Annotated in this window: 12 protein-coding genes; 4 read left to right on the forward strand and 8 right to left on the reverse strand. The window is 76.0% G+C overall.

Features of this window, described 5'->3' with window-relative positions:
• Nucleotides 1–46: 46 nt before the first annotated feature.
• From K304_RS27990 to K304_RS27995, 3 genes are all read left to right on the forward strand, one after another.
• Nucleotides 47–2,182, forward strand: coding sequence for a hypothetical protein (locus K304_RS27990; RefSeq protein ID WP_486591602.1), 2,136 nt, complete (start codon nt 47–49; stop codon nt 2,180–2,182).
• Complete coding sequence (locus tag K304_RS0108175) at nt 2,172–3,494, forward strand: hypothetical protein (RefSeq protein ID WP_027763345.1); 1,323 nt, start codon at nt 2,172–2,174, stop codon at nt 3,492–3,494. Before K304_RS27990 ends, K304_RS0108175 begins: the two co-directional genes overlap by 11 nt.
• Nucleotides 3,495–3,637: 143 nt before the next feature.
• The gene (locus K304_RS27995; RefSeq protein WP_158687317.1) at nt 3,638–5,149 is read left to right on the forward strand and encodes a hypothetical protein; all 1,512 of its coding nucleotides are present in this window, start codon (nt 3,638–3,640) and stop codon (nt 5,147–5,149) included.
• Between the two features lie 60 nt (nt 5,150–5,209).
• Here K304_RS27995 and K304_RS0108185 read toward each other — a convergent pair whose 3' ends face one another.
• From K304_RS0108185 to K304_RS28005, 5 genes are all read right to left on the reverse strand, one after another.
• Nucleotides 5,210–5,467, reverse strand: a complete 258-nt coding sequence (locus tag K304_RS0108185) for a hypothetical protein (protein ID WP_027763346.1) — start codon at nt 5,465–5,467, stop codon at nt 5,210–5,212.
• Nucleotides 5,464–6,630, reverse strand: a complete 1,167-nt coding sequence (gene tsaD, locus K304_RS0108190) for a tRNA (adenosine(37)-N6)-threonylcarbamoyltransferase complex transferase subunit TsaD (RefSeq protein WP_027763347.1) — start codon at nt 6,628–6,630, stop codon at nt 5,464–5,466. Before tsaD ends, K304_RS0108185 begins: the two co-directional genes overlap by 4 nt.
• Nucleotides 6,623–7,117, reverse strand: coding sequence for a ribosomal protein S18-alanine N-acetyltransferase (gene rimI / locus K304_RS28000; protein WP_051308150.1), 495 nt, complete (start codon nt 7,115–7,117; stop codon nt 6,623–6,625). The genes tsaD and rimI overlap by 8 nt, the downstream gene beginning before the upstream one ends.
• Before the next feature lie 143 nt (nt 7,118–7,260).
• Nucleotides 7,261–7,932, reverse strand: coding sequence for a tRNA (adenosine(37)-N6)-threonylcarbamoyltransferase complex dimerization subunit type 1 TsaB (gene tsaB, locus K304_RS0108200; protein ID WP_027763348.1), 672 nt, complete (start codon nt 7,930–7,932; stop codon nt 7,261–7,263).
• Nucleotides 7,933–8,147: 215 nt separating this feature from the next.
• Nucleotides 8,148–9,518: a chloride channel protein gene (locus K304_RS28005; RefSeq protein WP_051308118.1), complete on the reverse strand. Its 1,371-nt coding sequence runs from the start codon at nt 9,516–9,518 to the stop codon at nt 8,148–8,150.
• A gap of 346 nt (nt 9,519–9,864) precedes the next feature.
• Here K304_RS28005 and K304_RS0108210 point away from each other — a divergent pair, with 346 nt between their 5' ends.
• Nucleotides 9,865–10,443, forward strand: coding sequence for a hypothetical protein (locus K304_RS0108210; protein WP_027763349.1), 579 nt, complete (start codon nt 9,865–9,867; stop codon nt 10,441–10,443).
• Nucleotides 10,444–10,538: 95 nt separating this feature from the next.
• Here K304_RS0108210 and K304_RS0108215 read toward each other — a convergent pair whose 3' ends face one another.
• The 3 genes from K304_RS0108215 to K304_RS28010 form a co-directional block, all read right to left on the reverse strand.
• A complete protein-coding gene (locus tag K304_RS0108215) occupies nt 10,539–10,733 on the reverse strand; it encodes a hypothetical protein (protein ID WP_027763350.1) in 195 nt (64 codons plus the stop codon).
• Between the two features lie 125 nt (nt 10,734–10,858).
• Nucleotides 10,859–11,404 carry a tRNA (adenosine(37)-N6)-threonylcarbamoyltransferase complex ATPase subunit type 1 TsaE gene (tsaE, locus tag K304_RS0108220; protein WP_027763351.1) on the reverse strand — a complete coding sequence of 182 codons (546 nt, stop codon included), beginning with the start codon at nt 11,402–11,404 and terminating at the stop codon, nt 10,859–10,861.
• The gene (locus K304_RS28010; protein ID WP_051308120.1) at nt 11,328–12,509 is read right to left on the reverse strand and encodes an alpha/beta fold hydrolase; all 1,182 of its coding nucleotides are present in this window, start codon (nt 12,507–12,509) and stop codon (nt 11,328–11,330) included. Before K304_RS28010 ends, tsaE begins: the two co-directional genes overlap by 77 nt.
• Between the last annotated feature and the right edge of the window lie 4 nt (nt 12,510–12,513).

The raw sequence follows: 12,513 nt of genomic DNA on the forward strand, positions 1-12,513 counted from the left end.
GCGGGCAGGATGGGCGGGCGCACATGAGGACGGACGGGGGCGCTCGATGCACAGAGCCGTGACGCTGACGCTGCTGGTGCTCGCCCTCGTCCTCGCCGCACCCGCCCCGGTCGTGGCCGCCGACAACGCGTCCGCCGTCCCCCGTTCGACCTACCTCGCACGGCAGTTGGCCGAGGAACCGGTGTACGTCAGCGACCAGGTGCCGCGTTCCGTCCCCCGGTCCGCCGCCCCGCTGTTCGCGAAGGCCGCCGAGCGGACCGGCGTCCCGACGTACGTCATGGTGCTGCCGACCGAGGCGTTGGGCGGTGATGAGGAGGCCCTGCTGGCGAGCGTGCACGACCGGCTGGGCGAGGACGGCCTGTACGTCGTGCTGGACGAGGACGGCATCTACGGTGCGGCCGTCGCCTACGGCGTGCGGGCCTCCGCCGGGGAGGCTATGCGCGCCGCCCAGTACGAACTCCCCTCCGACGCCGGGGCGGTGGCCGTCTTCGAACGGTTCGTATCGGTGCTCGCCTCCGGCGAGGCCGCCGCACGCGCGGACGCAGCGGCGCAGGCGTACCACGACGGCGGCAAGGGCCCCGCGGACCGGTACCTCAGCGACACCGACCGCAACAACCAGAGCTTCGTCACCGGTGCGCTGATGTCGGGGTCGGCGCTGGCCGTCGTGCTGTGCGGCTGGCACGTGGTGCGGCGCGGCGTACGGCGCCGGGCCGGTACGACCGCCGCCCCGCGCGAGCGCCGCACCGACCTGCCCAAGTCGCCCTCCTCCGGCGGGCGTTCCGCCGCCCGCCCCGCACGGCGACGCCTGACCCCCCGCGTCGCGCTGGTCCTGGCGGGTGCCGTCACCGCGACGCTCGTCGGCGTGGGCGGCCACGTGGTGTGCGACGAGACCCGCAGCGACGCCGGCCCGCCGCCCACCGCGCAGGACCTGCGGGCCCGCGTCGAACGCGTCGCCGCCGGCCTGCGCGAGAGCCCGTTCTACGCCGACCCGGAGAGCCCCGCCGTCTTCGACGCCGCCGAGCAGCGGCAACTGCGGGACCGGCTCGCGGAACTGGACGTCCCGGTGTACGTCGCCGCGCTGCCCGTCGTCACCGAGGACGCCTGCGCGGGGGACGAGAGGCTGCTGGCCGAACGCCTCCACGACGAGCTGGGGAAGGACGGCGTCTTCGTCGTCGCGGACTCCACCGGCAGCGGCCGCATCACCGTCTCCAACTACGGCGCACGGCTGGACGAAGCCGCCCTCCACCGCCTTCCCGACGAGGTCGAGGACTCCACGGAGGCGGTCTGGGAGGCGGAGGACAGGCTGCTGCCGGAACGGCTCACCGCCCTGTTCGCCCACATCGAGAAGGCTCCGCAGGGCCCGCCCGGCGAGCCGTACCACGACCCGGAACCCGCCCCCGACGCCGTCGCCGAGGACCTGCTGCCGCCGCTGGTGTCGGAGGACTTCTGGCCCGGTCTCACCCTGATCGGCCCGCTCGCCGCGGTCCTGCTGCTGGGCGTCACCGCGGTCGTCCTCGGGCTGGCGGGCCTGACGTCCCCCACCCGCGCGGGAGCGGGCGCCGGCGCCCGTACGTCCACCGGCGGCGCCCGCGGCACCGCGGCGGGCACGCCGTCCCCCGGCTCCGGCCCGCCCGCTCCCGACCGCCCCTCCCCCGGCTGGCTGCGCCGCACGCTGCACGCCGAACTCGGCGACCTGGGCGCCGCCTTCGACGCGGAAGGGCCCGCCCTCCCGGCCGACGTGCGGGAACGGGTGTGGTCCTGCCTGGACGCCGCTCGCCTGCTCGTCGACGAGGACGGCGACCACCGTCTCGACCGGGACGCGGACCCGCTGGAACTCGCCTGCGCGCTCACCCTGGTCCGTGCGGGCGCGCACGCCGCACGGGCCCGTTCCGTGCGGCACACCGACGTGCCGTGTCCGCTCAACCCGCTGCACGGACCCGCTCACACCCGGCACCGCGTGCGGCTGCCCGGTGCGGCGCAGGCGACACGGACCCCGGTCTGCGCGCACTGCCGGGACGAGCTGGCCTCGGGGCGGCCGGCCGTGGACCTGATGCTGCGGCTGCCGCCGCCCGACGGCGGAAGCGCCGTGCGCTACGACGAACTCGCCGGCCCCGTCCAGCTCTTCGACACCGACACCGAGGACCTGGTCGACGACATACGGGAGTACCTCGGTGTCCACTGAACCCCTCGCCCCCCGACGCCCGCGGCCCGTCGTCCTCGTCGCCGCAGCGCTGCTCCTCTGGCTGGGCGCCGCCTTCCCCGCGAGCGCCGCGCCGAGCCCCGGCGAGGAGATCGCCGACGCCCTCCGCACCTCGCCCGTATACGTCGGCCCCGGTCTCGAGCACGCGGTCACCCCGGAGGAGCGGCGCGATCTGGTGGCGCGGATCGAGAAGACCGGCATCGACATCCGCGTCGTCCTGGTGCCGCTCGTCAAGGGCGACCCGTGGAACGGGGACGCGGAGCAGCTCGCCCATGTCGTACGGGACCGGCTCGGCGGCGGCGACATGGTCGTGCTCACCTCCGGCGACGACTTCGGTTCCGACGACGTGCAGGGCTTCGACTGGCCGCGCGACCGGCACCAGGCCCGCGAGGCGGCGAGCGCCGTCTACCACGAGGAGGAGATGAAGGAGGCCGGCCTCGCGGCCCGCATCGAGAGGGCGATCGAGATCATCGACGCCGGGAACGGCAGGCAGGCGTACGAGGACGCGACCGCGGACCTGCGCACGGACGCCCCGGGCGCGGGCACGGGCGCGGGGGACTCCCGCGCCGCGGGCGACGACGACGGCACGGGAACGACCGTCGGCGTGCTCGCGGTGGCGGCCGCGCTGCTGCTCCTGGCCACCACGGTCCTGGTCCGCCGTCGCGGGCGCGGTGGGGGACGGCGTACCGGCCCCGCCTCCCCGTTCGCCGCGCCCAAGGCGGTGTTCGCCGCGGCCCGTGCCGCCGACGAGGAGACGCTGCGGCGGCGCGCCCACGAGGAGGTGGTCGCCCTGGGCGAGGAGACGGGCGACCGCGAGGGCGCCGGCCCGGCCGTGGGGCGTGCGCTGGACGCCTACGCCGCCGCCGGGACCGTGCTGGACGGTGCCCGCGGCCTGCCCGACCTGGCGGGCGTGCTCGCTCTCGTCGCGGAGGGCCGGGACGCGCTGCACGAGGCCGACGGCGGGGGCGGCGGGAAGGGCGCGCGGCAGGCGCCGCTGCCGCTGTGCTTCTTCCACCCGCTGCACGGCCGCGCCGACCGCACGATCCGCTGGCGTCCGATGGGGCGCCGCGACGGGCTGCGGGTGGCAGCCTGCGCGGCGTGCGCGAGCGCCGTACGGGAGCACCGTGCGCCGGAGGTGCTGACGGACCGCGTCGACGGCCGGGACGTGCCGTACTTCGAGGTGGCGTCCGAGGAGAGTCTGTGGGCGGCGACCGGCTACGGCTCGCTCGGTGACGCGTCCCTCGCCGCACGGGTCGCCCGCGGCGACTTCCGGCGGACCGCGCGGGGGCGCTGAGACCCCCGTCCCGGCGGCCCGGGCCGCCGGGACGGCCGAGCGGGTCGCCGGGACGGCCGAACTCCCCCATACCGGCCCGCTGTTCGCCGCCGGTCGACGGGCGGGGAGGATGGTGGGCCGTTGTGCCCACCTCAGGGGGAATCTTGCTCAGACGTGTCGTGGCCCTGACCCTCGTGGCCTTCGGGCTGCTGCTCGGCGCGGCCGCTCCGCAGGCCGCCGCCGACGAGCGCGCCGGCGACCGGAGGCAGGGCGGCTACGCCGCCCAGGCCGCCTACCTGGCCGAGCAGTTGCGGAAGAACCCGGTCTACGTCAGCGACCAGGTGCCGCGCGCGGTGCCGCGGTCGGCCGCGCCGCGATACGCGCGCATCGCCGAACGCACCGGCGTCCCCACATACGTGGCGGTGCTGCCCGGCCGCAGCGCCGGCACCGAGGGCCATGCGCTGCTCGACGCCGTGCACGCCCGCATGGGCGAACGCGGCCTGTACGTGCTGCTCGACGAGGAAGGCGTGGACGCGGCGAAGGCGTACGGCGTCGACGTCCCGGCGCGGGACGCGCTGGCCACCGTGCTGTACGAGACCCCGGAGGACGCCGGGACGGAGCACTTCTTCGACCGCTTCGTCACCGTTCTGACCTCCGGCGACGCCGCCCGCCTCAAGCAGCAGGCGGAGAACGCCCACGGTCCGGGCAAGCCGCGGCCGGAGGAGCAGTACCTCGACCGCACCGTACGGCTGGACCGGATCGCCCTCGCGGCCGTCGCCGTCATCGGCGTCCCGCTGGCGGTCTTCCTCTGCGCGGGACTCACCCTGAACCGGCGCACGGAGCGGCGCGCCCGCGCGGGGGCCGCCGCACAGCGCTCCGGCGCGCGGAAGAAGGCCAGGAAGGGCTCAGGCCCCCTACCGAAGTCCTGGGACCCGGCCACGAAACGGCTGCACGCGCGGATCGGCTACGCCTGCGTGGGGCTCGGCACGGCGCTCCTCGCCGGCACCGTGTTCCTCCTGAGCGGCGGGAGCTGGAAGCCGGACACCATGCCCACCCGGGCGGACCTGGACGCCCGCGTGCAGCGTGTCGCCCAGGGGCTGGCACAGGCCCCGGTCTACAGCGACCCGGAGAGCCCCAGCACCCTGTCCGAGGCCGACCGGTCACGGCTGGAGAAGCGGATCGCAGGTCTCGACGTGCCGATGTACGTCGTCGAGATCCCGAACCTCTCGCACGCCGCGAGCAACGGCGACCTGCCGGTCTTCGCCGAGGAACTCCGGTTCACGACCGGCCGCACCGGCGTCTACGCGTTCGCCGACCCCGTGGGCGGCGACATCGCGGTCACCAACTGCGGCACTCCGATCGACGACACGCTGCTCTGGGACGTTCCGCTGGACGTGGAGGAGCCGTTCGGTCCGGCCCGGACCGCGTCCGACCTGGACATGCCCGACCGGCTGGACCGCCTCGTCCGCTACGTCGGCGACATACCGGAGGACGACTACGCCTCGAACTGCTACGCCCTCGACGCGGCACCGGCCGTGGAGGACGACGCCCTGCCGTCGCCGCTCACGACCGGCGTCTTCTGGACGTACCTGCTGGCATGGGGGCCGCTGCTGGCCTTCCTGCCGTTCATGCTCCTGCACGGCGTGCACAGGCTGCTCGACCGGCGCGGCGCCTGATGACCTGAGCCGCACGAGCCCGGCCCGCCCGGCTGCGCACCACCCCGAGGTGGTGGGCCGTCAGGCGGGCTGGACCTGCTCGAAGCGCCAGCGGTGCACCGGGCGGGCCGTCAGCTCGGCCGGTGGTTCGGGTACTTCGGGGAGGTCCGCGTCGTAGCCCGCGTGCCACCAGGCGATGACGAGCACCCGGTCGCCGGGCGCGCGGTAGGTCTCGCGGCGCAGCGGCGCCGGAGAGAGCACCTGGTGACGGGCCCAGGAGAGCAGCTCGTCGCCGCGGCCCTCGACGGCCTTGGCCTCCCACATCAGCGCGACGGTCATGCGTACAGGTTCTTCCTGCTCAGTTCGTGCACGTGGTCGTGGTCGTGGCGGTGACCGTGAGCGTGGCCGTGGGGCCCGTGAGCGTGGTCGTGGCCGTCCTCGCCGTCCCCTTGCCCGTCCCGGCCCGGAACATGCGGTTCCGTGACGGGCAGGGAGGAGTCGGCGGGCAGATCCCAGTCGGACGCCGCCCGGTTCCGGGCGACCATCTCCGCGCCGAGCGCGGCGACCATCGCGCCGTTGTCCGTGCACAGCTTGGGCCGTGGCACGCGGAGCGTGATGCCGGCGTCCGCGCAGCGCTCCTCGGCCATCGCCCGCAGCCGGGTGTTGGCCGCGACGCCGCCGCCGATCATCAGATGGTCGACGCCCTCGTCCTTGCAGGCGCGGATCGCCTTGCGGGTCAGCACGTCGGTGACCGCCTCCTGGAAGGACGCGGCCACGTCCGCGACGGGCACGTCCTCGCCCGCGTTGCGCTTCGCCTCGATCCAGCGGGCGACGGCCGTTTTCAGGCCCGAGAAGGAGAAGTCGTAGGGCGCGTCGCGCGGGCCGGTGAGCCCGCGCGGGAACGCGACTGCCCGCGGGTCGCCCTCACGCGCGTACCGGTCGATGACCGGGCCGCCGGGGAAGCCGAGGTGCAGGATGCGGGCGACCTTGTCGAACGCCTCGCCGGCCGCGTCGTCGATGGTCGAGCCCAGCGGCCGCACGTCGGAGGTGATGTCCGGGGCGAGCAGCAGCGAGGAGTGGCCGCCGGAGACCAGCAGCGCCATCGTCGGCTCCGGCAGCGCGCCGTGCTCCAGCTGGTCGACGCAGATGTGCGAGGCGAGGTGGTTCACCCCGTACAGCGGCTTGCCGAGCGCGTAGGCGTACGCCTTGGCGGCCGAGACGCCGACGAGCAGCGCCCCGGCGAGGCCCGGACCGGCGGTGACGGCGACGCCGTCGAGGTCGCGGGCGGACACGCCGGCCTCCTTCAGCGCCCGCTCGACGGTCGGCACCATCGCCTCCAGGTGGGCGCGGCTGGCGACCTCGGGCACCACGCCGCCGAACCGCGCGTGTTCGTCCACGCTGGAGGCGATGGCGTCCGCGAGCAGCGTGTGCCCGCGGACGACGCCGACACCGGTCTCGTCGCAGGAGGTCTCGATACCGAGGACTAGGGGCTCGTCAGCCATGGCGGCTTCCTTGGGTCTCGTCGTGCGCGTCGCGCGGCGCGGGATCGCGGTGGCGCCGCATCACGTAGGCGTCGACGTTGCCGGGCTGGTAGTAGCCGCGGCGGACGCCGATGGTCTCGAAGCCGAAGCGCTCGTACAGGCGCTGGGCGCGCGGGTTGTCGACACGCACCTCCAGCATGACGCTGCGGCAGCCGAACGCGCCCTCGGCGGCGTCCAGCAGTGCGGTGAGCAGCCGGGAGCCGAGCCCGGTGCCCTCGTGGGCGGGAAGCACGCCGATGGTCTGGATGTCGCCGACCCCGTCGACGGCGGCGAGCCCGCCGTAGCCGGCGAGGCCGCCACCGGGTGCGGCGGCGACCAGATAGCGGCGGGTGGCGTGCGGGCCGCGCGCGTGCGCCAGCTCCGACCAGAACATGCCCGCCGACCAGGCGTCCTGCGGGAAGAGTGCCCGTTCCAGCCCGAGCACGGCCTCGATGTCCCACCACCGCATCTCGCGCAGGGCGACCGGCTCCGCCGGCGTCTGCCCCCGCGTCGTTCCGGTGCCCTCAGCGGTGCCGCCAGGGGTGCCGGCGCCGGACGTCGGGGCGTCGCCCGGGGGCTTCCGGGTCTCGGCGGGGCGTGCGTTCCGGGTGCTCACCGGGGGGTGACCACCTTGTAGTTCTTGGGCACCTGCGCGTCCGGCCGCCGCAGGTACAGCGGGCGCGTCGGCCGGAACCCGGTGCCGCCGCCGGGGTCGGCGGTCAGCAGCTCCGCCGCCAGCCCGGCCAGCGCCGCGGCCGACACGTGTGCGGGCAGGTCCTCGCGTACGGCGGTGAAGGTGTCGGCGTACAGGCGGGCGCCCGCGCCGGCGGCGGGCACGCCCGCCACGGCGTCCGCGATGTCCGCCGGGCGGTCCACGGACGGTTCGCTCCGCCGGGTACGGGCGTCGGCGTAGTGCGCCCAGTACACCTCCTTGCGGCGGGCGTCGGTCGCCACCACGAACGGGGTGTCCAGACCGGCCGCGTAGGCGATGCCGTCCAGCGTGCACAGGCCGTGCACGGGTACGCCGAGGGCCGCGCCGAACGCCTCGGCGGTGGCCAGCCCGACCCGGAGGCCGGTGTACGGGCCGGGCCCGACACCGGCCACGATGTGCGTGACGTCGGCGAGGGTGCGCTCCGCCTCACGGAGCACCCGGTCCACGGAGGGGAGCAGCAGCTCCCCGTGGCGGCGGGCGTCGACCTGGTCGGCGCGGGCGAGTACCTGCGCACCGTCGTGCAGGGCGACGGTGACGGCGGGCGTGGCGGTGTCCAGAGCGAGCAGCAGCACGATGCCAGCCTACGGCCGATCGGTCGGCCTCCCGTACCACGTCTCCGGGGTGGACGTGCGCGTCAGGGCTTGCGGGAGCGCCGCGCGGGCCGGGCCGGCGCCGGGGCGCGCACGGGTGCCACGTCCCGCGGACGGGCCCCTTCCGGCGGCGCGCGGGGCTCCGGGAGCGAGACCCGGAGGCGGGCTGAGGCAGGGCGGTGGATCACTTCGCGCACTCAGCGGTCCGCGGTGTCCCCCGCCGTCCCGGGAGGGCTGAGCACGGCGGTGCCGACGTAGGCCGTGACCACCGCGACGATCACCAGCGGCATCACCGTCAGCCCGGCCTTCCCGAGCAGCAGGGTCGCCAGGAGGACCGAGGTCAGGGGCAGCCGGAGCATGGCGGTTCCCATGGCGCCGATGCCGATGGCGAAGCCGGACAGCGGGGACAGTCCCGGCAGGTGGGCGAGGAGCAGCCCGCCGGCGGCGCCGACGAACATCGCGGGGAACACCGGCCCGCCCCGGAAACCGGCGAGGCACAGCGCGTACATGACCGTCTTGCACACCAGCAGCAGCGCCAGGGTGGCCGCCGAGTAACCGGCGGCGTCCGCCAGCAGCGGGCTGAGCGCGGACTGCCCGGAGTAGAGCACCTCGCTCGCCTCCCGGTCCGTACCCGCCGCATAGCCGACGGCGACGGCGCCGACGGCCAGGCCGAGGCAGACCGTGCCGGTCACCCGCCGGGGCTCGATCCACCGGCGCACCCGGACGGCGACCCTGCGGACGACCGCGCAGGCCAGGGCGGCGACGACACCGGTCAGGACCGCGTAGCCGAACTCGGGAACGGTCGGGTCCTGGGCCGGGGGTACGTCGGTCAGTTCCAGCGCGTAGGTGCCGAGCCCGGTCCAGGACCCGAGGCCGACGAAGAGCAGCGAGCCGACTCCGGCCGCGAGCAGGCCGGGCACCAGCACCGGCCCCAGCATCGCCCCGGCCAGCCCGGATGCCTCCATCAGCAGGAACGCGCCCAGCAGCGGCGAGCCGAGCAGGGAGCTGACGGCCGCGAAGCTCCCCGCTGCGCCGAGCACGGTGCCCGCCTGCGGTGCCGGATCACGGCGGGCCAGGCGTACGGCGTTCGCGGCCAGTCCGGCGCCCAGTGCGAGCAGCGGCGCCTCCGGCCCGAGCACCGCGCCGAAGGAGAGCGACGCCAGCGCGGCCAGCACGATGCCCGGCAGCTCGACCGCACGCGGCGGGGCACCCGGCGCGAAGCCGGCGGAGGGCTCGTGACCGCCGTTCCCCGGCAGGTGGCGGATGGCCAGGCCCGCGCACAGGCCGCCGACCGCGAGCAGCGGCAGCGGCCACCACAGCGGGGTACCGGCCAGGCCCAGGGCTTCCGGCAGGTCCTTCCACAGCACGTGCTGGAGGCTCTCCGTCAGCGCGAGGAACCCGAACGCCGCCGCACAGACCGGCACTCCGAGCAGGGCCGACGCCACCAGCAGCACCGCGTAGCGGCGGCTGCGCACCAGGGCGAGAGGGTCGTCGACCGCGCCCGTCGCGGCGCCGGGGCCCGGGCGGGGGCCGGGCGACGGAGAAGGGGTGCCGGACCCGGCTGCCATGCGCTGCGCCTCCTCGCCCCGGCCCCGACCGGTCCTCACCCGCCCCGACCGGCTCCGACACGGACTCCCGCGGTCGCGGGAGTCCCCGGGTCGCGCCGCGCGTCGGCACGTCGCCTCCCGGGACGACCGGAACGGGACGCGCCACTGTGGCACGGGTGGCGGCCGGCCCGGTTCCGCGGCGCGCGGGTCCCGCCGTACCGGGCCCGAACGGCGCCGGGAACAGCGCCCGAACGGAGCCCTCCCGCCCCGGGGTCCGGGCTCTCGGCCACGCCCGGGGGCGCGCCGCCCGCGCGCACTGCTAACGTCGGGCCGCTGGCGAACGCAGGCAGACGGAGGGTGGCAGCCGGTGACAGGCAACAGCGGCCGCAGCGCGGGGACTTTCGTCGCGGTTCTCACCGCGCTCGCCTTCGCTGTGGTGTCCTTCCTCGCCTACCAGGCGGCCGCCGCCCAGGACGACGGGCGCACGACCCCGAACGGCCCGAGCACCGGGGCGAACGGCTCCCCCACCCCCAGCGCGTCCGCCCTGGACCGCAAGGAGTCCGAACGCGCCCTGCCTGCCGACTCCGGCACCGGGGAACGCGTCGTCTACTCGCTGCGGCGCGACCGCGTGTGGCTGGTCGGCGCCAACGAACGGGTCTCCCGCACGTACGAGGTCTGGCCGGGCACGGTGGACCCGGAGCCGGACGCGTACGAGGTGACCTCGCGCACGGCGCAGGTCACCGGCACCGACGGCGTGCCGATCGAGAACGTGGTGATCTTCGGGTACGCGGACGGGACGGTCGTGGGCTTCAGCGCCGCGGCGGACGGCTCCCGCCCGGAGCCGGACCCGGCACAGAAGACCGGCGGCATCCGGGAACGCACCGCGGACGGCGAGGCCATGTGGCGGTTCGCCACCCCGGGCACCCCGGTGGTCGTCGTTCCCTGACGGTCGGGCGCGGGCGGCGGCACGGCACCGCAGGCGCGGGGAGCACGTGGAGCACGTGCGCGGGGACAGGCGGAAACCACCCGAACGGGCGAAGCTCAGGCCGCGTCGCGACGCACCTGCGGCACGGCCGGACGCGCGGTGCCCGCCTCCTGCTCGGCTTCCGCCGCAGGGGCGTCGGGCGTGCGCGGCGGCCGGGAGACCGCGTCGGCGGCGGCGCACGACGCGAGCAGCTCGCTCATGGACGGCGACTGGTGCCACGCACGGGGGCGGACCCGCTCCTCTGCCGACATGGACACCTCCGGAAGTTAGGCTGACCTAACCAGCTCTGGGCCTCCATGGGACCACGGGCGCGCCCACCTGCGCAACCTCTTCCCGACGCGTTGTCGGAAACCTTCACCGGGTGCACGTCGCCCGTTCAGCCCAGGAGGGTCAGGTCCTCCCCCGACCAGCGCCCGCCCACCGCGGTGACGGCGACCCGGCGCACGTCGTCCGCCTCGGCGTCCGCCTCCTGCGCCCCGGCGCCCAGCGTGCGTGCGATGACGACGTGCAGCCGGTCGTCGGTCAGCTCCTCGACCTTGCCCTCGCCCCACTCCACGACCACCACCGACTCCGGCAGCGAGACGTCCAGGTCGAGGTCCTCCATCTCCTCCAGGCCGCCGCCCAGCCGGTATGCGTCCACGTGCACCAGCGGCGGCCCGTCGGACAGCGAGGGGTGGACACGCGCGATCACGAACGTCGGCGAGGTCACCGCGCCGCGCACGCCCAGCCCCTCGCCGAGGCCGCGCGCCAGCGTGGTCTTGCCCGCCCCCAGCTCGCCGGTCAGCAGCACCAGATCGCCGGCCCGCAGCAGCTTCGCCAGCCGCCGGCCCAGCTCCCGCATCCGGTCAGCGGTCTCGATCTCGACGGTGTGCGCGGCCCGTACGGCGTGCGGCCGGGGGGCGCTGTGCTGCGGTGCTTCCATGGGTCCGGATGGTACGCGCCAGCAGCGCGGCGAGGTGCGCGTCGACCACCTCGGGCCGCTCCAGCGGAACCAGGTGCCCGGCCTCCTCGACGGCCACCAGCTCCGTCGTCCCGGCGGGCAGCGCGGCGGCGATGCGCTCGCTGTGCGGGAACGGCGTGAGCTGGTCGCGGTCGCCCGCCAGCACCAGCGCCGGGACGTGCCCGAAGGCCGCGAGCGCCGTCGTCTTCTCGTGAGCGGCGAAGGCGGGATAGAACTCGGCGACCACATCGACCGGCACCGACTCGATCATCCGTTCCACGAACCGGGCCACCGCCGGGTCCGCGTCCGCCGGACTGCCGAAGGAGTAGCGGCGCACCAGGGAGGCGAAGGCGTCGGAGGCCGCCTGCCGGCCGCGTTCCACCAGGGCGCTCTGCGCCGCCATCGCCCGCAGCATCCCCGGCGCCAGCCGCCGCGCGGCGCGTACCCCGGCGGCCGGCAGCCCGTAGGTGACCTCGCCCAGTTCGCCCGCCGAGGTGCTGAGCAGCGCCACGCCGGCCACCCGCGCGGCGACGTACTCCGCGTGGTGCTCGGCCAGCGCCATGACCGACATGCCGCCCATGGAGTGGCCGACCAGCACCACCGGCCCGTCCGGAACGGCCGCGTCCAGGACGGACCGCAGGTCGTGGCCGAGCCGGTCGATGCTCACCGGGCGGCCTTCCGCGCCGCGGCCGGACCTGCCGTGGCCGCGCTGGTCCCAGTAGACGCACCGGTGCGTGCCGGCGGCGCGGAGCGCGGCGCGCTGGAAGTGCCAGGAGTCCTGGTCCAGGCAGTAGCCGTGGGTGAAGATCACCGTGGGGGCGCCCGGGACCGGCGAGTCCGGCTCGTCGGTCTCGTAGTGGAGCTCCACGCCGTCGTCCGTCCACGCCGTGCCGGGGGTGCCCCGCAGCGTGCCGTACGGCCCGGAGGCGTCCAGGGCGAGCCGCGCGCGGCGGCGTACGGCCCGGTTGACCGTCAGCCGCTCCGCCGCGAACCCGGCGGCGACCACGCCGACCACCGCGCCCGCGATGCCGGCCCGGCGCGCCCAGCCTGCCGGGCGCACGACGGTGCCCCCCGCCCCCTCGGCCATCGCC

It is taken from the genome of Streptomyces sp. CNS606 (assembly GCF_000426325.1).

Bases quoted from the DNA above. Each gene is read 5' to 3' on its own strand.
- K304_RS27990 (WP_486591602.1), top strand. From the start codon at position 47: ATGCACAGAGCCGTGACGCTGACGCTGCTGGTGCTCGCCCTCGTCCTC.
- K304_RS0108185 (WP_027763346.1), bottom strand. From the start codon at position 5,467: ATGACCGTCGCGCTGATGTGGGAGGCCAAGGCCGTCGAGGGCCGCGGC.
- tsaD (WP_027763347.1), bottom strand. From the start codon at position 6,630: ATGGCTGACGAGCCCCTAGTCCTCGGTATCGAGACCTCCTGCGACGAG.
- rimI (WP_051308150.1), bottom strand. From the start codon at position 7,117: ATGCGGTGGTGGGACATCGAGGCCGTGCTCGGGCTGGAACGGGCACTC.
- K304_RS28005 (WP_051308118.1), bottom strand. From the start codon at position 9,518: ATGGCAGCCGGGTCCGGCACCCCTTCTCCGTCGCCCGGCCCCCGCCCG.
- K304_RS0108215 (WP_027763350.1), bottom strand. From the start codon at position 10,733: ATGTCGGCAGAGGAGCGGGTCCGCCCCCGTGCGTGGCACCAGTCGCCG.
- tsaE (WP_027763351.1), bottom strand. From the start codon at position 11,404: ATGGAAGCACCGCAGCACAGCGCCCCCCGGCCGCACGCCGTACGGGCC.
- K304_RS28010 (WP_051308120.1), bottom strand. From the start codon at position 12,509: ATGGCCGAGGGGGCGGGGGGCACCGTCGTGCGCCCGGCAGGCTGGGCG.